At 72.1% G+C, this 23,103-nt stretch carries 17 protein-coding genes and 2 tRNA genes; 3 read left to right on the top strand and 16 right to left on the bottom strand.

Features of this window, described 5'->3' with window-relative positions:
- Positions 1–34: 34 nt before the first annotated feature.
- The 3 genes from A3862_RS22260 to A3862_RS22270 form a co-directional block, all read right to left on the bottom strand.
- Complete coding sequence (locus tag A3862_RS22260) at positions 35–598, bottom strand: Uma2 family endonuclease (protein WP_043757005.1); 564 nt, start codon at positions 596–598, stop codon at positions 35–37.
- A 371-nt stretch (positions 599–969) separates the two neighbouring features.
- Positions 970–2,181 (bottom strand): M23 family metallopeptidase, encoded by a 1,212-nt coding sequence (locus A3862_RS22265; protein ID WP_043757000.1) that lies wholly within the window; start codon positions 2,179–2,181, stop codon positions 970–972.
- A gap of 77 nt (positions 2,182–2,258) precedes the next feature.
- Positions 2,259–2,726, bottom strand: coding sequence for a peroxiredoxin (locus A3862_RS22270; protein WP_043386844.1), 468 nt, complete (start codon positions 2,724–2,726; stop codon positions 2,259–2,261).
- Between the two features lie 183 nt (positions 2,727–2,909).
- Between A3862_RS22270 and A3862_RS22275 the strand changes: the two genes are divergently transcribed.
- Positions 2,910–6,359: a DUF3971 domain-containing protein gene (locus A3862_RS22275; protein WP_043756997.1), complete on the top strand. Its 3,450-nt coding sequence runs from the start codon at positions 2,910–2,912 to the stop codon at positions 6,357–6,359.
- A 34-nt stretch (positions 6,360–6,393) separates the two neighbouring features.
- On the opposite strand, the gene A3862_RS22280 is transcribed toward A3862_RS22275, so the two are convergent.
- The 3 genes from A3862_RS22280 to A3862_RS31645 all read right to left on the bottom strand — a co-directional run bounded on the left by A3862_RS22280 (position 6,394) and on the right by A3862_RS31645 (position 8,389).
- The gene (locus A3862_RS22280) at positions 6,394–7,968 is read right to left on the bottom strand and encodes a TROVE domain-containing protein (RefSeq protein ID WP_043756994.1); all 1,575 of its coding nucleotides are present in this window, start codon (positions 7,966–7,968) and stop codon (positions 6,394–6,396) included.
- Between the two features lie 221 nt (positions 7,969–8,189).
- Positions 8,190–8,321: transfer RNA gene (locus A3862_RS31640), tRNA-OTHER, on the bottom strand.
- Positions 8,322–8,389 (bottom strand) — tRNA-Ser (locus A3862_RS31645).
- A 646-nt stretch (positions 8,390–9,035) separates the two neighbouring features.
- Here A3862_RS31645 and A3862_RS22285 point away from each other — a divergent pair.
- The gene (locus tag A3862_RS22285; RefSeq protein WP_043756991.1) at positions 9,036–9,329 is read left to right on the top strand and encodes a helix-turn-helix domain-containing protein; all 294 of its coding nucleotides are present in this window, start codon (positions 9,036–9,038) and stop codon (positions 9,327–9,329) included.
- Between the two features lie 25 nt (positions 9,330–9,354).
- Here the strand turns inward: A3862_RS22285 and A3862_RS22290 are convergent, their stop codons facing one another.
- From A3862_RS22290 to ileS, 7 genes are all read right to left on the bottom strand, one after another.
- Complete coding sequence (locus A3862_RS22290) at positions 9,355–10,128, bottom strand: ferredoxin--NADP reductase (RefSeq protein ID WP_043346916.1); 774 nt, start codon at positions 10,126–10,128, stop codon at positions 9,355–9,357.
- 314 nt (positions 10,129–10,442) lie between these two features.
- On the bottom strand, positions 10,443–11,393 hold the full coding sequence (locus tag A3862_RS22295) for a ring-cleaving dioxygenase (protein WP_043756987.1): 951 nt from the start codon (positions 11,391–11,393) through the stop codon (positions 10,443–10,445).
- A 291-nt stretch (positions 11,394–11,684) separates the two neighbouring features.
- Entirely contained in the window at positions 11,685–12,980 is a 1,296-nt protein-coding gene (locus A3862_RS22300) for a M16 family metallopeptidase (RefSeq protein WP_043756983.1), read from the bottom strand.
- Positions 12,981–13,086: 106 nt separating this feature from the next.
- Positions 13,087–14,496 carry a M16 family metallopeptidase gene (locus A3862_RS22305; RefSeq protein WP_043346924.1) on the bottom strand — a complete coding sequence of 470 codons (1,410 nt, stop codon included), beginning with the start codon at positions 14,494–14,496 and terminating at the stop codon, positions 13,087–13,089.
- A 160-nt stretch (positions 14,497–14,656) separates the two neighbouring features.
- A complete protein-coding gene (locus A3862_RS22310) occupies positions 14,657–15,319 on the bottom strand; it encodes a hypothetical protein (protein WP_043346925.1) in 663 nt (220 codons plus the stop codon).
- A 160-nt stretch (positions 15,320–15,479) separates the two neighbouring features.
- Positions 15,480–15,995, bottom strand: a complete 516-nt coding sequence (lspA, locus tag A3862_RS22315) for a signal peptidase II (RefSeq protein WP_043756978.1) — start codon at positions 15,993–15,995, stop codon at positions 15,480–15,482.
- A gap of 232 nt (positions 15,996–16,227) precedes the next feature.
- On the bottom strand, positions 16,228–19,194 hold the full coding sequence (ileS, locus tag A3862_RS22320; protein ID WP_043756976.1) for an isoleucine--tRNA ligase: 2,967 nt from the start codon (positions 19,192–19,194) through the stop codon (positions 16,228–16,230).
- A gap of 333 nt (positions 19,195–19,527) precedes the next feature.
- Between ileS and A3862_RS22325 the strand changes: the two genes are divergently transcribed.
- Complete coding sequence (locus A3862_RS22325; RefSeq protein WP_043346930.1) at positions 19,528–19,797, top strand: hypothetical protein; 270 nt, start codon at positions 19,528–19,530, stop codon at positions 19,795–19,797.
- 30 nt (positions 19,798–19,827) lie between these two features.
- On the opposite strand, the gene A3862_RS22330 is transcribed toward A3862_RS22325, so the two are convergent.
- From A3862_RS22330 to A3862_RS22340, 3 genes are all read right to left on the bottom strand, one after another.
- Positions 19,828–20,781, bottom strand: coding sequence for a DMT family transporter (locus A3862_RS22330; RefSeq protein ID WP_043346933.1), 954 nt, complete (start codon positions 20,779–20,781; stop codon positions 19,828–19,830).
- Positions 20,782–20,894: 113 nt separating this feature from the next.
- Entirely contained in the window at positions 20,895–21,278 is a 384-nt protein-coding gene (locus tag A3862_RS22335; protein ID WP_043386864.1) for a hypothetical protein, read from the bottom strand.
- Positions 21,279–21,868: 590 nt separating this feature from the next.
- Positions 21,869–23,071 (bottom strand): pyridoxal phosphate-dependent aminotransferase, encoded by a 1,203-nt coding sequence (locus tag A3862_RS22340; protein WP_043756972.1) that lies wholly within the window; start codon positions 23,069–23,071, stop codon positions 21,869–21,871.
- Positions 23,072–23,103 lie beyond the last annotated feature (32 nt).

Here is a 23,103-nt window from a genome sequence, read left to right on the forward strand (position 1 = left end):
TGCGTCGCCGTTCGATCAGGTGGGGTGCGGGCGCTCAGAAGGCGAGGCCGCGGTAGATGTCGCGCACCGGCACCGCCCCGTCGAGTTCCGGCAGCGGCACGGTGCCGTCGAGCCCGAGGGCCGCGACGCTCCGGTCGTCCCCCGCGCGCCGCCAGACCTCGACCCGTGCCGCGTCGGAATAGACGATCGGCAGCACCGCGAGGCGCGGCACGGTCCGGCAGGTATCGATCTTGCGGCCGCGGTCGAGCCTCATGGTCGCGGGAAGGAGCACCTCGGCGACGAGAAGCGGATCCGTGGCATCGCCCTCCGGCAGGGGCGGCCCGGCCCGCACCACCACATCGGGGACCGTCGCGAAATTGTCCCTCGCGGCGCGGGGGATCCCGAGATCCGGCATGGTGCGGCAGCCCCTGCCGTCCGCGAGATCGCCGATTCGTCGGATCAGGTTGGCGACGATCGCCCGATGCCGCTCCCGCAGCGGCGCCATCAGCACGGGTCCGCCGTCGGGCAGCTCCCGACGCTCGTGCGCGGGCCGGCTCTCCACCCAGAGCCTGAACTCGGACACATCCATCCGCGCGTCGCGCTTCGCGGTCAGAGCCATCGCCGATCCCCGATCCCGACCCGATCGTAGCACCGGGGCGGCCGGCCGCAACAGCGCCGCCTCAGAAGGTCATCCGGGCGCGTCATCGTCGATCGCGGCGCTGCGGATCGCGAGATCCGGATAGGCGCCGCCGCCCCGTTCTCGGGCCATCGCGTCGAGACTTCGGGCGACCGTTGAGAACGATCAGCCGCGCGCGCGGCGGCGCCCTCAGCACCGTCGAGGACGTCCCCGCGCCCCTCGTCCCAGCACGGCTTCCGCCATCGCATGTCCTCGGCGACGCCCATGCGCGCGTCGCGCTTCACGGCCAATGCCATGGCGGCCTCCGAGCGCGACGCGGAGGCTCGCACGATGCGGCCCTCCAGGGGGCGGACTCAGTCGGCTCCGAGCCGGGCCGTCGCGACGGTCGCGCCGGCGTCCAGGAAGCGCTGCGGATCCACCGGCGCGCCGTCGATGCGGGTCTCGTAATGGAGATGCGCCCCCGTGGAGCGCCCCGTCGAGCCGACCGAGCCGATGACGTCGCCCGCGGCCACGCGCTGCCCCGGGCGCACCCCGATGCGGGCGAGATGGCCGAACCTGGTGGTCAGGCCGTGGCCGTGGTCGATCTCGACCATGTTGCCGTACCCGCCCGCAGCCTCGGCGGTGACGACCCGGCCCGGCGCGGTGGCGCGGGCGGGCTCGCCGTACTCCGCCTTCAGGTCCAGCCCGGTATGCAGGGCGAGGCCGCGGGTGAAGGGGTCGAGGCGCGTGCCGAACGGGCTCGACACGATCGAGGCCCCCCGGATCGGACGGGCCAGGGGCAGGGTCGCGGCGACCCGGCGCAGGCGCTCGCCGTCGTCGAGCGTCCGCCGGGCCAGCGCGAGGCCCTCCGCGAAGCCGCTGCCGTCCAGGGCGCGGCCATTCAGGGGGACCAGCGGGCCGCCGAGTCCGGCGGCCGGCACGGCCGCATCGAAGCGGTCGGGATCGAGGCCGGTGCGGCCGATCAGGCCGCGCAGCCCCCGCACCGCGTCCCCGGCCTGGGCGGACAGTCGGGCGAGGCGCTCGCCCTGGGCCGCCTGCAGGCCGTCGAGCCGGGCCTCCAGCCGGATCAGCCCGGTCTCCGCCTCGCGCGCGCTCCGGCGGGGCAGGGGCTCGATGGCGGACCGCGCCGGAGCCGGCCCCTCGGTCGGACGCAGGAGAAGCCCGTCATAGCCGCCGCTGCGCGGTCCGTCGGACCGGTCGGGCAGGGCGCCGGTGGTGGAGGGCTCGGACAGGGCCTGCCGCTCGAGGTCGCCGAGAGCCGCGGTGCGCCGCTCCAGCTCGGCCTGGCGCTCCAGGGCGGCCGCGACCCGTTCGGCCAATCCCGCCTCGCTGCCCACCCTGTCGCGCCGGTCGCGGTCGAGGCGGTCCTGCAACTCGCCGATGCGCGCCTCGTAGGCGTCGCGCAGGGCGGCCTGCCGGGCGACGAAGCCGGCGAGCACGTCGTCGTGGAACACGATCAGGTAGGAGGCGCCGAGCGCCCAGACCAGCGCCAGGGCGAGGCCGGCGGCAAGCCAGGGGGCCGGCCGGCGCGGCCTGGGAAGCATGTGGAACTTCGGAGGATGCATCGGGACGGCCCCGGGGGAGCCGCCATTCAGACCTCAGTAGGGTTAAGGATCCGTCGCGGGCCGGGTCGTCCGGCCGGTCAGGGCAGGGCGCGGGCGGCCGTCAGCACGGCCTCGGCATGCCCCGGGACCTTCACCTTCGGCCAGATCTTCGCGATACGCCCCTCGCGGTCGACCAGCACGGTGGTGCGCTCCACGCCCATGTACTTGCGCCCATACATGCTCTTCTCGACCCAGACGCCGTAGGCTTCGAGCACGGCCTTGTCCTCGTCGGCGGCGAGCGGGAAGGCGAGTCCGTACTTGCCGCAGAACTTGTCGTGGCTCTTCACCGGGTCCGGCGATAGGCCGACGACCTTGGCGTCCGCCTCCGCGAAGGCCGGCAGGAGACCGTTGAAGTCCTGCGCTTCCAGCGTGCATCCGCTCGTGTCGTCCTTCGGGTAAAAGTAGAGCACGACTTTGTGACCTTTGAGCGCGGACAATCCGACGCGCCCTCCGCCCGAGGCGGGAAGGTCGAAATCGGGGGCGAGATCCCCCTCTGACAGCGGCATCGTGCCTTCCTTTCGGCCGATTGATGATGTGCAACCGATCTCGTGCGCGGCCTCAAGCGATTGCGCCGCGCACGTCCGAGCCAAGCCCGGAGTCGCCGCCGCTGTAAAGCGCGGGCGTGCTTCGATCCACCGGCCGCGGTGCCCGAGGGTGCCGCGCGCAGAGCCCCCGGAACAAGGGTCCCGATGGCGGACGAGACAACGTCGGCAGGCAGGCCTCGGGGGCGGGCGCGGCGCGTGGGTGGCTTCTGCCTCGTGAGCGCCCTCGCGCTGGTGCTGCTCCTCGGCGCCGGTGTCGGCCTCGTGGCCCTGCGCCTGTCGAACGGGCCGCTGCAGATCGACGGCCTGTCGCGCCGCGTCGCCGCCGCCGTGGCCGAGCGGATCGGGCCCGGCTGGAGCATCGGGCTGCGCGGCAGCAGCCTGGAGCTCGACCGCGAGAACGCCCTGAGCCTGCGCTTCTCCGGCCTCGACATCCGCAACCCGCAGGGCGACCTCGTGGTCCGTGCGCCCCTGGCGCTCGTCAGCCTCGACCTCTGGGGACTCCTGCGGCTCAACGTGCAGCCGCGCTCGATCGAGTTCCGCGAGACGCAGACCACCGCGCTGCTGCACCGGGACGGCTCCATCGCCTTTGCGGCCTCGGAGGCCAACCACCCGGTCGATATCGCGCCGCACACGCCGCCGAGCGTGGACGGGGTGCGCGGCACCGTCTCGCCGCTCTCGGCCGCGATCGCGTCGATCTTCGGTGTCGTCCTCGATTCGGGCGGCGTGGTCGGCGCCCTCGACCGCGCCCGCGTCACCGACGCGCGCCTGCGGCTGATCGACGAGGACGGCCACGAGCGCGCGGTCTTCGCGCGGGTCAACGGCCTGTTCGGGCGCGATCCGGTCAACGGGACCCGGAACTTCGAATTGCGGCTCGACGGTCCGCACGGCGAGTGGCGCTTCGGCGGCACGCTGCGCGACGGCGCGGACGGGCAGGAGCGCTCGGGCGTCATCACCCTCGACGACCTGCCGGTCACGGATCTCCTGCTGCTCTCGGGCCAGTCCGGCATGCCGCTGACCACGGACCTGAAGGTCTCGGCTCGCGCCGACGTGAGCCTGACGGCCGGCCGCATCCGGACCATGAACGCCAAGCTCCATACCGGCGACGGCACGTTCCTGATCGAGGAGAAGGACTTCAACCCCGTCACCGTCGAGAGCCTCGACGCGTCCCTGGACTGGGACGAGGCCAACCGGGTCATGTCGCTCACCGGCCTGGATTATCGCGGGGCCGGCAACGCCGTGCACCTCACGGGGACGTGGAAGGGCAACCCCGCCGACGCGAGCATGGCCTGGACCGCGACCCTCGCGAGCCGCGACGCGACCTTACGCGGGGCGACCCCGCAGGACGCGCCGGTGAAGATCGACGCCCTGGACGCGCAGCTCTCCGGCCGCGACGGCGGGATCGCCATCGACGCGCTCACCCTGTCGGGCCCCGGCGTGAAGGGCTCGATCACCGGCACGATCGGCACCACCGCCGACGACGGCGGCCTGACCCTCCACCTCGCCGGGCACGACGGCGAGGTCCGCACCGGGCTGCGGCTCTGGCCGGAGCACATCGCGCCGCCGGCCCGCACCTACCTGGTGGACCAGCTCCGCCGGGGCCGGGTCGATTCCGTCGACATCAAGGTGAGGATGTCGGGCTCGGTCCTGGCCGCCGCGACCCGGGGCGACCCGGCCCCGGACGACGCGGTCCATATCGACTTCCACGTCTCGGACGCGGCCATCGACGTCACCGCCGACGCTCCGCCGGTCACCAAGGGCAACGTCACCGGCGTCATCACCGGGCGCTCGACCACGGTGCGCAACGTGACCGCCGAGGTCCACGGGCCGGACGGGCGCGGGCTCGCCATCACGGACGGCAGCTTCGTCATCCCGCAGATCACGCCGGACCGGGTCGTGGCGCAGATCGGGATGCGGCTCTCCGGCGGCGCCGACGGCATGGCCTCCGTGCTCCAGGCCAAGCTGTTCAAGAGCGTGATGAGCGTCGACCTCGACCCCGCCACGATCAAGGGCAGCGCCGACCTGCGCGTCGACTTTCCCCTCGATCTCAAGCACATCCCCGACCTGCCGGACCTGCCGGTGACGCTGATCGGCACGCTCGCCGACCTCTCGGTCGACAAGGTGATGGGCCGGGATAGGCTCGAGTCGGGCAAGTTCAACCTCGCCTACGACCGGGGTGCCTTCACGCTGAAGGGCGACGGCCGGGTCGCGGGCGCCCCCATGTCGGTCGACCTGCGCCAGCCGAAGGTCGGGCAGCCCGGCGAGGCGGTGGTCAACGTCTCGCTCGACGAGGCGGTCCGCGGCCGCAAGGGCCTGCCGACCGCGCCGCAGCTCACCGGCACGATCCCGGTCCGCGCGGTGGTGCCGATCGGCCGGCCGGGATCCGGCAAGCCACCGATCCGGGTCGAGGCGGATCTGGCCAAGGCCGGGATCGACGGGCTGATCCCGGGGCTCACGAAGCCCGCGGGCAAGCCGGGGCGGCTCAGCTTCACCCTCGTCGACAGCGGCCAGAGCTTCGACCTGCGCGACTTTGCCCTCGACGCGGCCCCCGCGAGCGCGCGCGGCACCGTCTCGATCACGCCCGAGGGCGGCCTGGAGCGGGCGGATCTCACCAACGTCAAGCTGTCCCCCGGCGACGACCTGCGCGTGAGCCTCGACCGGACCGGCGGCGGCTACAAGGTCGTGGTCCGGGGCGCAGTGGTCGATGCAAGGCCGTTCCTGAAATCCCTGGGCGCCCCCGATCCCAAGGGCGGCCGGGATGCGAAGGACGCGAACCCGAAGGATGTCGATGCCGACATCCAGGTGCCCATCGTCACCGGCTTCAACGAGGAGGCCCTGACCGGCGCCACCCTGAAGCTCGCCCTGCACGGGAAGACGCTGCGGGCCGCCACCATCACCGGGCGCTTCCGCGCGGCGCCCTTCGCCGCCACGGTCACGCGCGGCGAGCGCGGCGTGCCGACGCTCGCGGTGGACTCGGCCGATGCCGGCGCGACGCTGCGGTTCGTCGACGTGTACCGGCGCATGTATGGCGGCCGGCTCAATGCCGGGATCGGCCTCAACGACGGTCCGCAATCCGGCGTCGTGCAGATCCGCGACTTCATCCTGCGCAACGAGCCGGCGCTGTCGAGCATCATGGCGCAGGGCCCGGAGCCGACCGACACGGAGACGGCCCGCGGCCGCCGGGTCGCCCCGGGCCGGGGGGCGGGCGACGTCACCTTCGATCGCATGCGCGCAAACTTCGTGCGCACCGGCACCCGCGTCGATTTCAGCGACGCGGCGATCTCGAACGCCGCCATGGGCTTCACCCTGTCGGGCTGGCTCGATACCGGCCGCGAGCGCACCGACATGACCGGCACCTTCGTGCCGCTCTACGGCCTGAACAACGTGGCCTCGCAGCTGCCCCTGCTCGGGCCGCTTCTCGGGGGCGGGCACAACGAGGGCCTGTTCGCGGTCAATTTCCGCGTCTCCGGCAAGCTCGCCTCGCCGGACGTGAGCGTGAACCCGCTCTCGGCGATCGCCCCGGGCTTCCTGCGCAAGCTGTTCAGCGCCGGCGGCGGCCCCTTCGCGGACGGGATGCAGGGGGTCCCGCAGCAATAGGGCGGGCAGCCCGGAAGAGCCGCCCGCCCCAGTCTCACGCGCGGATGAAATCCGCGATCACGGCCGGCGCCGCCGCGTCGAAGCCGACCACGTCGAGCATGCCGGGATCCGCCGGGTCGGCGATGCTGAAGCCGTTGGAGACCAGCCCCACGACCACCAGCTTCGCCGGGATCCCGGTCTTCTCCCGGTACGCCCGCAGGGCCTGGACCGGGTGGACCGACCCCGCCCAGGTCTCCGAGTCCGTGTAGACCACGAACGCGTCGGCCTTCACGCCCCGCTCCAGCGCCCAGCGCATCGGCAGGGCGCAGTCGGTGGCGCCGAACGGCAGGTCGGCGGTCGCCCGCACCGCCTGATCGAGCCGCATCGACGGGCCGATCGCCAGGGGCGTCAGACCGTCGGTGAAGCCGAGCACCTGCCAGTGCTCCTCCGTCGCCGCGGTGACGAGCACCATCGCGGCGGCCGCCTCCCGGGCCGTGAGCGTCGAGCCCGCGACCGTGCTGGCGCCCATCGAACCCGAGACGTCCAGCGCCAGCACGAGGCGCCGGCCCGTGGGCTCCACCGCGCTGAACGCCGTGTAGAACGCGGCGTTCAGCGCCTCGACGATCGCGGCCACCGGCTCCCAGGCGAGCGTGCCCCGCTGACCGCGCCCGGAGGCGTAGGTCTTGAGGGCGAGCAGCAGCGCCATCGGGTGGAGGCGCGCCCGGAGGATGCGCTCCCGGTCCGACAGGACCGACCGGACATGCTCGGTGCCCTCCGAGAAGGGCGCGAGCACCCCCGCGGCCGTCAGGCGGCCGAGCTGGCGCACGAGGGCTCCGACCGGCATCCGCTCGATCAGGGCCTCGTTCACCGCGCGGCTGCCCATCAGCCCGGTCGGCAGCGCCTCCCACGGCAGGCCGTGCGAGCGCACCAGGGCGGCGGCCACCGCCCCGTCGATGCCCTCCGTCTGCACCTGCGCGAAGGCGTGGACGATCCCGGGGGCGGCCTCGGTCACGGTGCCGCGGCAGATCCAGTCGAACAGCGCCTTCCGGGCGGGCTCCTCCGTCTCCGGATGGGCCAGCCGCAGCAGGTCGCGGTGCGACCAGCCCTGACGGGCCCGGTACTTCACCGCCTGGAAGGCCAGGGCCTCCACGGGCTTGGCGCAGTACCAGCCGCCGACGGCCCGGCGCAGGCCCCGGCCCCAGCCGCGCATCGCCTCGACGGACGCGGCGAACTGGAACAGGTGCGTGCCGGTGCGGCAGACCCGGGGCAGGGCCGCGAGCGCCGCGCGCCGGGTCGCCAGATCCGCCGAAGCGGCCGCCAGCGCCAGGGCGAAGATCGCCGGATCCTGCTTCGGAGCCCGGCCGCCCTCGCTCACCGCCACGATGGCGGCGACCGCGCGGGCGCCGTCCTGCGCGATGCACCGCTGCACGGAAGCCGCGTTCTCGGCGGTCAGGGCGCGCGGGCTCGCGTAGTACGAGCCGCCCTCGGAGCCGAGCACCAGGAAGCGGTCGAACCGCGCCCAGTCGCCGACCGCGAAGGCGTGGCCCCCGGCGGCATTCGGCACCGTGCCGGGGATCGGCTCCGCCTGCGGGGTGGCTCGGAGCCGGAACATCTGTGCAAGCTTCGTCATGGCGGGCTCCTCTCTGTCTCTCCTCTCTCCATCGCGGCCGATCGCCGGCCGGTGGCGCGTTTCGGCGCGCGCGGACGGGCGGGGGACGCGGCCGCAGCGCATCGTCCTCCGCCGCTGCCGGGCGGCCGGTCTCTCGTGTCGTCGGGGGCGGGTTTCCGTCCGGCTGCGGGCGTGGCGGCGACGAAGGGCTTGTCCGATGCTCTGCTTGAGCGACGGGCCTGACGGCCCGGCGGGACTTGCACCCGCACCCCTCGGATCCCGAGAACCTTCGTCTTCCGGCCCGCGTCCGGGCGATGCAGTCGTGGCGTGAGGAACGGTGTCTGGGCGCTCTATCCGGGCTGAGCTACGGGCCTCGCGGCCCGGCGGGATTCGAACCCGCGACCTCCTCCTGCGTCAGGATAACCGTTCCTCTCCGGCCCGCATCGTCGGTCGGGATCCGCGCACGGTCGGCTCCACGGTCGTCTCGCGGGGCCCTGCGGTCGTGGTGTCGGGGACGGGCATGAGCTCCGGCGACCTCGCGGCCCCCGGCGGGGATCGAACCCGCAACCTCCGCGGGACAAGCCCGCGGCGCTCTACCGATGATAACCGTCCCCTGCCGGCCCGCAGGGTCCTCGAGACGCGCGTGGGAACCGCGTCGGCGGCGCCGGGCTCCGCCCGGACGCGCTCAGCCTCTCGGGCCGAGAGCCCCGCGATACGACCGTAACGGTCGCATCAGCCCGGGACGGGCGAACGCCGCGACGCCGATTCCGTCGTGCTGTTTCATGCCAGGCTCCGTCCGAACGGGGCTGCGGGTGACGCGGGCGTGTCGATGAGGCTCGGGGGGATCCGTGACAGGGATAACCGAGCGTCTCCGGCCCGCGCCGGTGAATATCAGAGGTCTGCCGGTCATGTCCGATCGAGGCGGACTGGGCGTTTCACCCCCGCGGCTCGCCGGCCGCGGACGTCCCAAGGGTGCGATAACCTCGGATCACCGGCCCGGCAGGCCGATGGCGGGGTGGATACGGCCGCGCTCGACCTGCGTCAACCAGAAACTTGAAAATTCTTTCAGTTCGGGCGATGCCGGAGCCATGATCACTGCCGCCCAGATCCGCGCCGGCCGCGGACTTCTCAAATGGACGCAAGGGGTTCTCGCGAGCCGCGCCGCGGTCTCCGTCGTCACCCTGAACATGATCGAGAGCGAACAGGTCCAGCCCCGCAACCGGACCCTCGCGGCGATCCGCACGGTCCTCGAAGGGGCGGGCATCCGCTTCGTCGGCGACGATCAGGAGGGATACGGGGCGATCCTGCGCCCCGCCCCCGCGACCGGATCCGGGGACGCGCAGGCACAGAAAAGCCCGGCGCGGCGGACCGCACCGGGCTGAACCCGAAACCGACCTGCGCGGCGGGCTACTTCTCCACGAAGGCCTTCTCGATCACGTAGTGACCGGCCTCGCCGTGGTTGCCCTCCTCGTAGCCGCGGCCCGAGAGCAGCTCGCGCGTGTCGCGGATCATGTCGGGGCTGCCGCACAGCATGAACCGGTCGTTCTCGATCGACATGTCCGGCAGGCCGATATCTTCGAACAGCTTGCCCGAGACCATGAGGTCGGTGATCCGGCCGCGATTGCGGAACGGCTCGCGGGTCACGGTCGGGTAGTAGATCAGCTGGTTCGAGATCATCTCCCCCAGGAATTCGTGCTTCGGCAGCGTCTCGGTGATGGTCTCGCCGTAGGCGAGTTCCTGCACCTGCCGGCAGCCATGGACCAGCACGACCTTCTCGAAGCGCTCGTAAGCCTCCGGATCCTTGATGATCGACAGGAACGGCGCGAGCCCCGTGCCGGTGCCGAGCAGATAGAGGTTCTTGCCCGGCAGGAGGTTGTCGAGCACCAGGGTGCCGGTGGGCTTCTTGCCGACGATGATCGGGTCGCCGACTTTGAGATGCTGGAGCTTCGAGGTCAGCGGGCCGTCCTGGACCTTGATCGAGAAGAACTCCAGCTCCTCCTCGTAATTGGCCGAGACCACGGAATAGGCGCGCAGCAGCGGCCGGCCCTCGACCTCCAGGCCGATCATGGTGAACTCGCCGTTGCGGAACCGGAACGCCGGGTCGCGGGTCGTGCGGAACGAGAACAGATTGTCGGTCCAGTGGTGGACCGACAGGACGCGCTCCTCGTAGAACTTGCTCATCGACGGATCAGCCCTCGAATCCTCTGATGCTCGGCTCACGGTCCCGACGATTCGGGGGCCGTGGTTCGGCGGATCCCCGCCGCCCCGCTCGGGCGGGGGTGGATCCTCGACGAGAGAGCCCGCCCGGATCCGGATGACACACGCGCGCTGCTTCTTTCGCAGTTGCAGCACGCCCGTCAAGGCGCGCCGGGATCACACTCGCGAAAGAAGTGAACGGCCTGGAATCGTTCGAATATTTAGCGTCTTCGCGGAAGGTCTGCAGCACCGCTCCGGACATGGGAGGGTTGCCGCCCGCCGGGCCTCGCGCGGCGCGATCAGCCGGCGGTTCCGGGGTGGAGCGGCTTCAATCCCGCCTCGATCTCGGCCCGGCGCGGCTCAAGGAACGGCGGCAGGGCGAGGCGGTCGCCCAGGGTCTCCAGCGGCTCGTCCGCGGTGAAGCCGGGCCCATCCGTGGCGATCTCGAACAGGATGCCGTTGGGCTCGCGGAAGTAGAGGCTGCGGAAGTAGTAGCGGTCCACCGGCCCGCTGGTCGGAACCCGGGCGGCCTTGAGCCGGTCGGCCCAGCCGCCGTAATCCGCATCCGGGATGCGGAAGGCGACGTGGTGAACCGCGCCCGCGCCCTGGCGGGCCGGCGCGGACCGATCGGCCAGGAGCTGGACCTCCGCGGCCGGGCCGCCGGGCCCCATGGCGTAGACCGCCACCGGCCCGTCGCCCGTCTCGAAGACGCGGTCCCGACGCATGCCGAGCACCTCGGTCAGCACCGCGGCGGTGCGGGCCGGGTCCGGCACCGAGAGCCGGATCGGGCCGAGGCCGCGAATCTGGTAGGCCGCCGGCACCGGCGAGCCGTCCCAGGGATGCTCCGGCCCGGTCCCGCCGTCATCGACCAGGGCGAGGCGCTGACCCTCCGGATCCTCGAAGTCGAGGGTGAGGCGCCCGTCGCGCAGGGCGGGCTCGGCCTCGACGATCCCGGCCTCGCGCAGCCGGGCGTGCCACCAGGCCACCGCGCCCTCGCCGGGCACACGCAGATGCGTGCGGGTGATGCTGTTGGAGCCCCGCCGTTCCGGGGGCGCCGGCCAGTCGAAGAAGGTGATGTCCGTGCCGGGGCTCGCCAGCCCGTCCGCGTAGAACAGGTGGTAGGCCGAGACGTCATCCTGATTCACCGTCTTCTTGACGAGGCGCAGGCCCAGCGTCCCGGTGTAGAAGGCGACGTTCTCGGCCGCGCGGGCGGTCACCGCCGTGAGGTGATGGAGGCCGGTGAGGTGCATGTCGATCCGGGGGTTGACGCCGATGCGTCTCAGGTAGGGATCCCCGCCGGCACTGCGAGCACCGAGGCTTCCGGGCCGATCGACATCGCGTCGGAAGGCGCCTCGTCCGGGCGCAATCCGGTCCGGAGATGCCGACGCCGTGCGCGGGGACTGGGACAGGTCTTCCAGCCAGCCGTGCGGGCCCTGGACAACACCTGGAGGCTGAACGATCGACGATCGTTCAGCCTCCAGGATGAAGGGTTGGAGCGGACGGCCTCGCGGTCGACCGCCGCGATGGTCCGCTCCGAAAGCTCAGAGCCCGACCGGACGGCCGGCGGCGACCACCAGCATCTTGCCGTCCGCGAAGGTGCGGGCGGCGGCCCGGCGGATATCCGCCTGGGTCACGGCCGAGACCATGGCGTTGCGGCGGGCGATGTAGTCCATGCCGAGCTCCTCGAAGGCGATCTGCACCAGCTGGTGGGCGATCTTGGTCGAGGTGTCGAAGCCCAGGGCGTAGGAGCCGGTGAGGTAGTCCTTGGCCTTCTGCAATTCGTCGTCGTCCGGCCCGTCGGTGATGAGCCGGCCGATCTCGTCGCCGATCACCGACAGCGCCTCGCCGACGCGCTCGTTCTTGGTGGCGGTGTAGCCCCAGGTCATCGCGGCGGACCGGTGGCTGACCAGGGAGGTCCCCACCGAGTAGGCCAGCCCGCGCTTCTCGCGCACCTCCTGGAACAGGCGGGACGTGAAGGCGCCGCCCCCGAGGATGTGGTTCAGCACGTAGGCCGGGATGAAATCCGGGTCCCGCCAGGGCACGCCGGCCATGCCGAACCGGATCACCGACTGGGGCACGTCGAGGTCGACGACGATGCGGCGGCCGAGATCCTGGACCTCGGTCCGCGGCACCGCCTTCAGCGCCCCGGCCTCGGGGAGCGCCCCGAAGGCGCGGTTCAGACCCTCGGCGAGTTGCTCCGCCCCGATGGCGCCGACGGCCGCAACCTTGACCCGGCCGCGCCCGATGATGCGGGCATGCATCTCCAGCAGGTCCTCGCGGGTGATCGCCGCGACGCTCTCCACGGTGCCGGAGGAGGGTCGGGCGTAGGGGTGGCCGGCGAAGGCCTCCTTGAAGAAGCGCCGCGAGGCCAGGACGCCCGGATCGTTCTGCTGGTAGCGCAGGCCGGCGATGATCTGGGCCCGAACCCGCTCGATCGCGTCCGGATCGAAGCGGGGCTTGGCCAGCGCCAGGGCGAGGAGGGCGATGCCCTCGTCGGCATGCTTGACCAGCATCTTCAGCGAGCCGCCGACCGCGTCGGCGCCGGCATGGAAGGACAGTTCGATGGCCCGGGCGGCCAGCCGCTCCTGGAACAGATCGGAGGTGAGGTCGCCCGCCCCTTCATCGAGGAGCCGCGCCAGCATCTGGGCGCAGCCGGCCTTGCCCGCCGGGTCCTGCGCGGCGCCGCCCTCGAAGGTGAAGGCGAGGGCGATCATCGGCACCACCGGCGATTCGACGTGCCACGCCTCGATGCCGGGGGCGGTCGTCACCGGCAGCGCCGTCGTGGGCGACGTGGCGGCGGGGGCGGCGGTCTCGACCAGAGTCTCGGCCAAGCTCATGGGAACCTCTTGTCTCTTTCTCGGGCGACGGCGGAGCGGGCCAAGGCTCCCGTTCGGCACACGCCCCGTGCCGGCCCTCCGAGGGCCGGGCGGGACGCGCCCGGGGCTACTCGGCGGCCATCGCGACCGGGGCGTCCGGATCCTGCGCCTTGGTCAGGTAACCGGTCACCGAGCGGGCCGGCGTCAGCCAGCGCTCGGCGGCGGTCTTGAGGCGGTCCTGCGTCACCCCCTCGATATCGGTCGGCCAGCGGCGGACCTCCTCGATGGTCTCGCCGATCGCGAGCGCAGACCCGTAGATGCGCGCCAGCGACGACTGGCTGTCGGAGGAGTACACGGTCTCGGCCACGAGGCGGGTCTTGGCCCGCTCGATCGCCTCGGCGTCCAGGGCCTCGGCGGGCGCGCGGCGCAGCACCTTGTCGACGGCCTCCTCCAGCTTCTCCAGCGGCACGCCCTCGGCGGGCACCGCGTAGACGGAGAAGCGGGTGTCGTCGATCGCCGAGCCCATGTACCAGGCGCCGGCATTCACCGCGAGGCCGCTCTCCATGACCAGCTTGCGGTAGAGGTAGGAGGTCGAGCCGCCGCCCAGCACCTCGGCGAGGAGTTCCAGGTCGTGGCAGCCGCCGTCGCGGGCGGTGATGCAGGAGGGCGTGAGGTAGAGCCGCTGCAGGGTCGGCTGCTCCACCTTCGGGTCGGCCACGGCGACGCGGCGCAGCGCCTTCGGCTCCGGCTCCCGCGCACGCAGGCGCTCCGGCCGGGCGCCCTGGGGCGTCACGCGGCCGTAGGTGTCCTCGGCGAGGCGACGCACCTCGTCCGGGGTGACGTCGCCCGCGACCACCAGGATGGCGTTCTCGGGGGTGTAGAAGCGCTTGTAGTAGGCGAGCGCATGCTCGCGGTTCAGGCCCTCGATCTCGTGCATCCAGCCGATGATCGGGATGCCGTAGGGATGGTGCACGAACAGGCCGGCGGCCATCGCCTCGGAGAGCTGCGCGGAGGGGTCGGTCTCGACCCGCATGCGGCGCTCCTCCAGCACCACGTCGCGCTCGGGCGCCACGACGGCATCGTCGAGGACGAGGCCGCTCATCCGGTCCGCCTCGAACGCCATCATGGTGCCGAGATGATCCCGGGCGACCCGCTGGAAATAGGCCGTGTAGTCGTAGCTGGTGAAGGCGTTCTCCTGGCCGCCCAGGCCCGACACCGCCTTGGAGAAGGCCCCGACGGGGTGTTTCTCGGTGCCCTTGAACATCAGGTGCTCGAGGAAGTGGGCGATGCCCGACTGGCCGAGGGGATCATCGGCCGAGCCGTTGCGGTACCAGATCATGTGGGTGGCGACGGGGGCCCGGTGGTCGGGGACGACCACCACGTCGAGGCCGTTGTCGAGGGTGAAGGCCGTCACTTCCGGTCCGCCCGCCTCGGAACGCCCGAACGGCGCGGCCTCGCCCCGGCCGGCGCTGCCGCCGAAGGACGAACCCGGACGCAGCGGGAAGAGGTGGGGCGTCGCCTTCCTGAACAGGTGCATTCCGCTTTCCTTCTGCCGGCCCCGGATCGAAGCGTTCCACGACAGGACGCGTTCGTGGTTCGGGGCCGTCCTGGTCTCCGGTGGGCAAGAGCCGTACCGGGACGATCATCTCATGTTGCCATGCCGCGTCGTCGTTGCAACGGCGACACGGCGCCCCCCGTCACTGCTGCGCGCGCTTCCGGAGATACGCGCCGGGATCCGCCTCTTCGCGTTCGCGGCTGGCGTTGTTGATCGGGTCGCTCGACGGCGGGCGGGCCAGCTTCTTGGGCGACTGGCGGTATCCGGTCGGCGGATCCGTGAGCGTGTCGCGGCTCGGCTCGATGTCGGACGGCTCGGCATTGGCGCTCTTGCCCTTCAGGAGCTCGAAGGGGCTGAGCAGGCTGTCGTCGCGGTTGTTGTCGCCGGGCTTCCGCTCGGCCGTGGTCGTGAGGCCCGCCCCGGCGCGGCGGCCGCCGCGCATCTCATCCACGGAGAGCGTCGCGTTGTTGTCGTCGTAGCGGCCCTGGGCCTGGGCACCCCTGGGATTACGCCGCTCCACGGCGGCGCGCTCGCGCTCGACGATCTCGGGATCCTTCGGCCACGCGGTGCTGGTGGAGCGCGCCCGGGGCTGGGGCAGGGCCTTGCCGTCGATCTTGGGCGGCATCACCAGCGGCGGGCGCTCGTGATAGTCGATCGGATCCTGGCGCTTCTCCAAGAGGCCGATGCCCGACAGCGCGTCGCGCATGAATTCGCCGCGCTCCTGCGCCTGCGCGGTGCCGGCGCAGAGCGGGGCCAGGACGACCGCGGCGGAGAGGAGGGGACGAAGCCTGCTATGCCCGGTCATGCTGCCTCACGGGTTCCGGACGGAGCGTCCGGCTCTGGGATGACCGCGGCGCGGCCTGATCCGACGGGTCCCGGCCTGAGACCGGTTTCCGGCGATCGTATGGCGCCTTGGCCACGTTGCGCCAGGGCAGGCATGCAGGTGGACCTGTGTGTTGCGCGGATCACAGGCGCGGCGCGGGGTCGCCCTGCGACGGAAGCGGCCGCTCCTTGCGGCTGTCCGGGGACAGGCTGTCGAGGATCAGGCCGATCACGCCGGCCACGATCGCCGCATCGGCGACGTTGAACACGTACCAGGACCAGCCGCCGGCATGCAGGTGGACGAAGTCGAACACCGCCCCGTAGGCGGCCCGGTCGATGGCGTTGCCGAGCGCCCCGCCGACGATGAGCCCCAGGGCGACGCCGAGGAGCCGCGAGCCGGCCCGGCGCATCCAGATCCCGAGGCCGATCGCGGCGGCGAGCGACAGGACCACGAGGAGCCAGCGCCCGATCCCGCCCTCCTGCTGGAACAGGCCGTAGGAGACGCCCCGGTTCCAGACCACGACGAAGTCGACGAACGGCGCCAGCCGCCAGGGCTGGGTCAGCACGAGGTCGGTGCCGAAATAGAGGCCGAGCTTGGTGGCCTGGTCGAGGACCAGGGTGAGGAGGAGGGCCAGAAGGCCGGCGCGGAAGGGGGTCACGGGCGCCGACCCCGCGACCCGTGCCGTGCGGGCGCATCGCCCTCTCCCCTCTGCGGGGGAGGGTACCCTGCGCAGCAGCGGGAGAGGGGGGAGCGACGGCGCAGAGAAAGGCTGTGGGCTTCAAGACGGTCGCGCCGCAACCGGAAGCCGGGCTCCCCTCTGCCGACCCTCGCGGACGCGAGGGCCACTCTCCCCCGCAGGGAGGAGAGGGAGAGCACCGTCGCGCGCCTCTTCACGCCGCGCTCGCCTCCGGATGCGCCGCGTCCCACTCGCGCAGGGCCCGGGCGTCGCGGGGGGTCACGTCCGGATAGTCCGGATCGCTGCCAACGCTGGGGCTCACCCGCCAGGAGCGGGCGCATTTGCGCCCCTCGGCCGGGCTCGGCACCACGGCGACGCCGCGCACCTCGTCGAGGCGGAAGGCGTCGGCCGGCCCCTCGCCCGCCACCACGGTGATGTCCGAGGTGATGCAGGTGTCGGCGAAGTCGCAGCCCTCGAGCGCGGCGAGCAACTCGGGATCCGCGACGTAGACAAGCGGGGCCGCCTCCAGGCTCGCGCCGATGCGCTTCGCCGCGCGCTCGATCTCCAGGGCGCCGGTCACGACCCGCCGCACCCGCCGGATCTTGTGCCAGCGCTCCGCGAGGGCGGCGTCGAGCCACGCGGCCGGGGTCTCCGGCAGGGTCTGGAGATGCACCGATCCGTCCTCGGACGGGTAGCGATCGAGCCACGCCTCCTCGGCCGTGAAGGCGAGCACCGGGGCGAGCCAGATCGCCACCCGCCGGAAGGCCTCGTCGATCACCTGCAGCGCCGCCCGGCGGCGGACCGAGGAGATCGGGTCGCAGTACAGGGCGTCCTTGCGGACATCGAAGTAGAAGGACGACAGGTCGCCGGTCATGAAGCCGTTGAGCAGCGCCACCACCCGCTTGGTGTCGAAGGCCGCGTAGGCCTCGCGGATCTCGCCGTCGAGCTCGGCGAGCCGGTGCAGGATCAGCCGCTCCAGCTCCGGCATGTCCGCGTAGGCCACGTCGTCGCCCTGAACCCGGTGGGCCAGCGAGCCCAGCATCCACCGCAGGGAGTTGCGCAGCTTCCGGTAGGTCTCCGCGAAGGTCTTGATGATCTCCGGTCCGATGCGCAGGTCGTCGGTGTAGTCGGAGGCGGCGACCCACAGGCGCAGGATGTCGGCCCCCGAATCCTTGATGACGCTCTGCGGCGCGACGACGTTGCCCTTGGACTTCGACATCTTCAGGCCCTTGCCGTCGAGCACGAAGCCGTGGGTCAGGACGATGTCGTAGGGGGCCCGGCCGCGGGTGCCGGCGGATTCGAGCAGCGAGGACTGGAACCAGCCGCGGTGCTGGTCGGAGCCCTCCAGGTACATGACCCGATCCTGGCCGCCGTCGCGGACGCGCGTCACTCCGGCCAGGCCCGGGAAGGCCTCCGGATCGTCCAGCACGAAGGCGTGGGTCGAGCCCGAATCGAACCAGACGTCGAGGACGTCGGTGACCTTGTCGTAGGCGGCCGGGTCGTGGTCCGGCGCCAGGAAGCGCTGGGCGGCGTCGTCCTGGAACCACGCGTCGGCGCCCTCGGCCGCGAAGGCGTCGCGGATGCGGGCGTTGACGCGCTCGTCCTTCAGGATCTCGGCCGTCTCCCGGTGAACGAACACGGTGATCGGCACGCCCCAGGCGCGCTGGCGCGAGACCACCCAGTCCGGCCGGTTGGCGACCATGCCGGTGATGCGGTTCTTCCCCTGGGCCGGCACCCACTGGGTGTCGTCGATGCCCTGAAGGGCCACCTCGCGGAGCGTCCGGTCGCCGAGGGAATCCACCGGCCGGTCCATGGCGATGAACCATTGCGGCGTGTTGCGGAAGATCACCGGCTTCTTGGAGCGCCAGGAATGCGGGTATTGGTGGCGCAGCACCCCGCGGGCGATCAGCGCCCCGGCCTCGGTCAGCGCGGCGATGACCGCCTTGTTGGCGTCGCCCTTCTCGCCCTTGGCGGTGAGCACGCGGGTGCCGGTGAAGCCCGGGGCCGCCTCGGTGAGCACGCCGTCCGCATCCACCGTGTAGGGGATGGTCGTGTCGATGCCGCGCTCGCGCAGCGACCGGCCGCTCGCCATCCAGAGCTCGAAATCCTCGCGGCCGTGGCTCGGCGCCGTGTGGACGAAGCCCGTGCCGGACTCGTCCGTGACATGGTCGCCGTCGAGCATCGGCACCGCGAAGCCGTAGCCGCGCTGGGCCAGGGGATGGTCCAGGGTGAGGGCGGCGAGCATCGCCGGGCTCACGTCGCCGACGCGCGCGAACGCCTCGACGCGGGCGGCCTTGAACACGGTCGCGGCCAGGCTGTCGGCGAGGACATAGGTCTGGCCGGGGGTCGCCCAGTTGTCGGCCGGCGCCTCGGTGACCCGGTAAAGGCCGTAGGCGATCTTCTTGGAGTAGGCGACCGCGCGGTTGCCCGGGATCGTCCAGGGGGTGGTCGTCCAGATCACCACCCGGGCCTGCGCGAGATCACCCTCGGCGCCGGACCGGATCGGAAAAGCACAAAAAATCGTGTCGCTGACGTGCTCCTCGTACTCGACCTCCGCCTCGGCCAGCGCGGTCTTCTCCACCACCGACCACATCACGGGCTTCGAGCCGCGATAGAGCTGGCCGCTCATCGAGAACTTCATCAGCTCGTCGGCGATCACCGCCTCGGCCGGGTACGCCATGGTCGCGTAGGGATGGTCCCAGTCGCCGGTGACGCCGAGCCGCTTGAATTCCTCGCGCTGCACGTCGAGCCAGTGGGCCGCGAAAGTCCGGCATTCCTGCCGGAACTCGATCACCGGCACGTCGTCCTTGTTGCGGCCCTTGGCGCGGTACTGCTCCTCGATCTTCCACTCGATCGGCAGGCCGTGGCAGTCCCAGCCCGGGACGTAGTTGGCGTCGAAGCCGAGGGCGGTCTGCGAACGGACCACCACGTCCTTGAGGATCTTGTTGAGCGCCGTGCCGATGTGGATGTTGCCGTTGGCGTAGGGCGGGCCGTCGTGGAGCACGAATTTCGGCCGGCCCTGGCCGCCGGCGCGCAGCTTCCCGTAGAGGTCCATCCGCTTCCAGCGCTCGATGAACAGCGGCTCGCGCACCGGCAGGCCGGCGCGCATCGGGAACTCGGTCTGCGGCAGGAACAGGGTCTTGGAATAGTCGCGGGCGGGCGCGGTCTCGGGGGTCGTCATCGGATCTCGCATCGGCGGTCGGGCCGGCGAAAGGCCGGCGGAATCGGGTCAGGCGGCAGGAGGATCCCGGACCTCCGCGCGGCCGCGCCGAAGCGGGCCCTCAGGCGGAGGCCGGGCCGGTAATTCGGATCGGGCGGCCGAAGCCGCGCAGGGCGCGCGAAGCGTGCATGACCCGTTCTCTATCAGCCGCTCCGGCCCGAGGCCAGCGGCAGCGCGGATCACGCGCCCGTGACCGCGGATGGGACCAATCGGCGCCTGAACCGTTGAACAGGCACATCCTCCGCGCCCCGAGGCGGCGCGGAGACTCCCAGACCGTATGACCGGAGCAGACCCATGAAGAAGCTACTGATCACGACCCTCGCCCTCGCGCCCCTCGCCTTTGCCGGCGCCGCGCAGGCCCAGGGCACGGCCCGCGGCGCCCAGCGGGGTGCCGAGGATGGCGCGGCTGCGGCCGGTCCTGTGGGCGGGGTCGTCGGTGGCGCGGTGGGCGCGGCCACCGGCACGGTCGGCGGCGTGCTCGGCACCGATCCGGATCCGGCCCGGCGTGCGCGCGAGAACCGCCGCGAGGAGCGGATGGAGCGCCAGGAGCGCATGGGCCGCTGACCCGATCCGTCACCGGATCATCCGGCCGCCTCAGGCGGCCGGACGCGTGTCCCGGCGGATCGTCTCCTGCGCCAGGAGATACAGGCCCGAGCCGACGACGATCATGGCGCCCGCCACGGTCCAGCGGCTCGGGACGTCGCCGAACAGCAGGAAGCCCAGCGTCACCGACCACAGCAGCTGCGTGTAGATGAACGGTGCCAGCACGTTGGCCGGGGCCCGGGCATGGGCCATCACCAGCAGCCAGTGGCCCAGCGTCCCGAACAGCGCGACCCCGAACAGCAGGGCCCAGTGGGTCAGGCTCGCCGGGCTCGTCCAGATCCAGGGCAGGAGCGGGGCCATCAGCGCGAGGCCCGCGAGCCCCGTGTAGAACATGGTCGTGGCGGTCGAATCGTAGGCCGCGAGCTTGCGCGTGATGATCGCGTAGAAGGCGTAGACCACGACGTTGGCGACGCACAGCAGCGCGGCCGGATGCATCCCGCCCACGCCCGGGCGCACGATCACCAGCACCCCCAGGAAGCCGACGCCGATCGCCATGAGCCGCGCCCGCGACGACCACTCGCCGAGCAGCGGCCCGGCGAGCAGCGCCACGGTGAGCGGCGCGGCGAACTGGATCGAGATCGTCTCGGCAAGTTGCAGGTAGCGCAGGGCCAGGAAGTTCAGGGCCGTGGAGGCGAAGAGCAGCAGCGAGCGGACGATCTGCAACGGCAGCCGCCGGCTCTTCACTACGCCCGGCGTGCGCACCGGGTTGATGAACAGGGAGATCATGGCGACGCTGGCCGCGTAGCGCATGAAGGTGGTGACCAGCGGGTCGACGCCGGCCCGCGCCAGGGTCTTGCCGCAGGCATCGAGGCTGGCGAAGAAGGCGACGGCCCCGCACATCAGCGCGATGCCGACGATCCGTCGGCGGCCGGCGAGGTCGACCTCCGGAGCGGCGCGCGGCGCGCCGATGTCATCGGGGACGGAGGTCGCGACCTGCGTGCTCATGCCTGACCCATCTCGGTAGAGGCCGGTTCACTGCCACGCCCGGCGCTTCGCCGGTATCCGCCGCCGCGCAGGGGAACCATGCAGCCCGCACGATCGCCCGGGCCGGGCGGAGCTCAGCGCTTCACCGCGGCCTTCTCGGCGGAGGCCGTCTTCTCGGCGGAGGCCGTCTTGGTCGCGGTCTTGGCGAGCTTCGGCTTGGGCGGCGTGGCGCCGGCGATCAGGGCAGCCAGATGCGACTGGTCGAGCCCCGGAGCGGCGCGCGCGGCCGCCACCGGAACCGCCGCCGCAGGGGCCGGCACCGAGGCGGGGACCAGCGCGGCGGCCCGCTCGACCCGGCGCGGCTCGATGGAGCCGGTCACGGTCGGTTCGGCCGGGCGCGCCGTTGCGGTGGCGGGCGCGGCGGACTCGCGCTGCACGCGCAAGGTCCAGTGGGCGGCGGTGGAGAGCGCGGCGATGCCGAGGATCGCCTTGATGCCGCTGGTGAGCAGGGCTCGCATGGTCGTCAGGCCCGAGAGAACGCGGTTACGCGGAACCGGATCCCCGGCCCGGACGCATCATCGCGCGCGAGCGTGAACGAAGCCGCAACCGTCGCGTTCGGCCCTGTCCCGGAACGGGTCAGATCGCGGCGTCGGGACGGCTCCGGCGCTCGGTCGACGGGGAATCTTGTGGGCCTTGCGCCGAACCCGCGGTTCCTGTTCCCCGCGCTCCCGACACTCCTGCAGCGACTCGGCCCACTGAGCCTCACAGGAACGGTCCAGAGAACTGGTCCGGACCGCCCCGTCACTGCCGACCCCGCTGCCATGCAGGCCCGAGCGGGCTCGCGAAACCTTCAGGCGCATCGGCCGCTGGGGACAGCCCGTGTAGAGGGTGACAGCCGAGCCGGCAACAGAGGCGGGACCGTTTCGGTGGCCCGCGCGGCGATCCGCGCGCCGCCGCGGCCGCGGCGAAGCGTATCAGCGGGCCCCGCGGCCGACCGGAGGGCGCCCCCGAGAGCGCGGGCAAGAGCGCGGGCAAGAGCGCGGGCGCGAGCCCCGTCACGCCGAGCGCGGACCGGGGTCCGCGCCCGGGAAGGATCGCCCGGAGGGCCCTACCGCAGCGAGCCGCAGAAGCGCTGGATACGCCGGCAGGCCTCCTCCAGCACCGCGTTCGACGTCGCGTAGGAGATGCGCAGGTTCGGGCCGAGCCCGAAGGCCGAGCCATGCACCGCGGCCACGCCCTCGGCCTGGAGCAGCTCCATGACGAAGTCCTCGTCGGTCTCGATGGTCTTGCCGGCCTCCGTCTTCTTGCCGATCAGCGCCGCGCAGGACGGGTAGACGTAGAACGCGCCCTCGGGCGTCGGGCAGGTCAGGCCGTTGGTCTGGTTGAGCATCGACACGACGAGGTCGCGCCGGCCCTGGAAGGCCGCCCGGAACGTGGCGAGGTGATCCTGAGGGCCGTCGAGGGCAGCGACCGCAGCCCATTGCGCGATCGTGCTGGCGCCGGAGGTCTGCTGGCCCTGGACGAAATCCATCGCCTTGATGAGCGTCTCCGGCCCGGCCGCGTAGCCGATGCGCCAGCCGGTCATGGCGTAGCCCTTCGAGACGCCGTTCATGGTCAGCGTCCGCTCGACGAGCTCCGGCTCGACCTGGGCCGGGGTGACGAATTCGAAATCGCCGTAGGTCAGGTGCTCGTAGATGTCGTCGGTGAGGATGTGCACGTCCGGATAGCGGAGCAGCACGTCGGTCAGCGCCTTCATCTCGGCGCGGGAATAAGCGGCCCCGGACGGGTTCGAGGGCGAGTTGAGGACGATCCACTTGGTCTTCGGCGTCAGGACCCGGTCGAGCTCCTCGGGCTGGAGCTTGAAGCCGTTGGCCATGTCGGTGTCGGCGAAGACCGGCGTGCCGCCGCACAGGCCGACCATCTCCGGGTAGGACACCCAGTAGGGGCGGGGGATCACCACCTCGTCGCCGGGGTTCAGGGTGGCGAGGAAGGCGTTGTACAGCACCTGCTTGCCGCCCGTGCCCACGATGGTCTGCGAGACCTTGTAGTCGAGCCCGTTCTCGCGCTTGAACTTGCGCACGATCGCCTCGCGCAGGGGCACGATGCCGGAGACCGGCGGGTAGCGGGTCTCGTTCCGGTGGATCGCCGCGATGGCGGCCTGCTTGATGTGCTCGGGCGTGTCGAAATCGGGCTCGCCCACCGACAGGCTGATGACGTCGACGCCGGAGGCCTTCAGGTCCCGGGCCTTCTGGGTCATCACGATGGTCGCGGACGGCTTCACCCGCGAGAGGACGTCGGCGAGGAGAGCCATGGCGTGCGGTGCTCCGGATTGCGTGGGCGAGG

The organism is Methylobacterium sp. XJLW, assembly GCF_003254375.1.
Classification (GTDB): domain Bacteria; phylum Pseudomonadota; class Alphaproteobacteria; order Rhizobiales; family Beijerinckiaceae; genus Methylobacterium; species Methylobacterium fujisawaense.

Excerpts from the sequence above, each read along its gene's own strand:
- A3862_RS22335 (WP_043386864.1), bottom strand. The coding sequence starts at position 21,278 with ATGCGAGCCCTGCTCACCAGCGGCATCAAGGCGATCCTCGGCATCGCC.
- A3862_RS22295 (WP_043756987.1), bottom strand. The coding sequence starts at position 11,393 with ATGCACCTCACCGGCCTCCATCACCTCACGGCGGTGACCGCCCGCGCG.
- A3862_RS22285 (WP_043756991.1), top strand. The coding sequence starts at position 9,036 with ATGATCACTGCCGCCCAGATCCGCGCCGGCCGCGGACTTCTCAAATGG.
- ileS (WP_043756976.1), bottom strand. The coding sequence starts at position 19,194 with ATGACGACCCCCGAGACCGCGCCCGCCCGCGACTATTCCAAGACCCTG.
- A3862_RS22270 (WP_043386844.1), bottom strand. The coding sequence starts at position 2,726 with ATGCCGCTGTCAGAGGGGGATCTCGCCCCCGATTTCGACCTTCCCGCC.
- A3862_RS22300 (WP_043756983.1), bottom strand. The coding sequence starts at position 12,980 with ATGAGCTTGGCCGAGACTCTGGTCGAGACCGCCGCCCCCGCCGCCACG.
- A3862_RS22260 (WP_043757005.1), bottom strand. The coding sequence starts at position 598 with ATGGCTCTGACCGCGAAGCGCGACGCGCGGATGGATGTGTCCGAGTTC.
- A3862_RS22340 (WP_043756972.1), bottom strand. The coding sequence starts at position 23,071 with ATGGCTCTCCTCGCCGACGTCCTCTCGCGGGTGAAGCCGTCCGCGACC.
- A3862_RS22310 (WP_043346925.1), bottom strand. The coding sequence starts at position 15,319 with ATGACCGGGCATAGCAGGCTTCGTCCCCTCCTCTCCGCCGCGGTCGTC.
- A3862_RS22275 (WP_043756997.1), top strand. The coding sequence starts at position 2,910 with ATGGCGGACGAGACAACGTCGGCAGGCAGGCCTCGGGGGCGGGCGCGG.
- A3862_RS22265 (WP_043757000.1), bottom strand. The coding sequence starts at position 2,181 with ATGCATCCTCCGAAGTTCCACATGCTTCCCAGGCCGCGCCGGCCGGCC.
- A3862_RS22305 (WP_043346924.1), bottom strand. The coding sequence starts at position 14,496 with ATGCACCTGTTCAGGAAGGCGACGCCCCACCTCTTCCCGCTGCGTCCG.
- A3862_RS22325 (WP_043346930.1), top strand. The coding sequence starts at position 19,528 with ATGAAGAAGCTACTGATCACGACCCTCGCCCTCGCGCCCCTCGCCTTT.
- A3862_RS22280 (WP_043756994.1), bottom strand. The coding sequence starts at position 7,968 with ATGACGAAGCTTGCACAGATGTTCCGGCTCCGAGCCACCCCGCAGGCG.
- A3862_RS22330 (WP_043346933.1), bottom strand. The coding sequence starts at position 20,781 with ATGAGCACGCAGGTCGCGACCTCCGTCCCCGATGACATCGGCGCGCCG.
- A3862_RS22290 (WP_043346916.1), bottom strand. The coding sequence starts at position 10,128 with ATGAGCAAGTTCTACGAGGAGCGCGTCCTGTCGGTCCACCACTGGACC.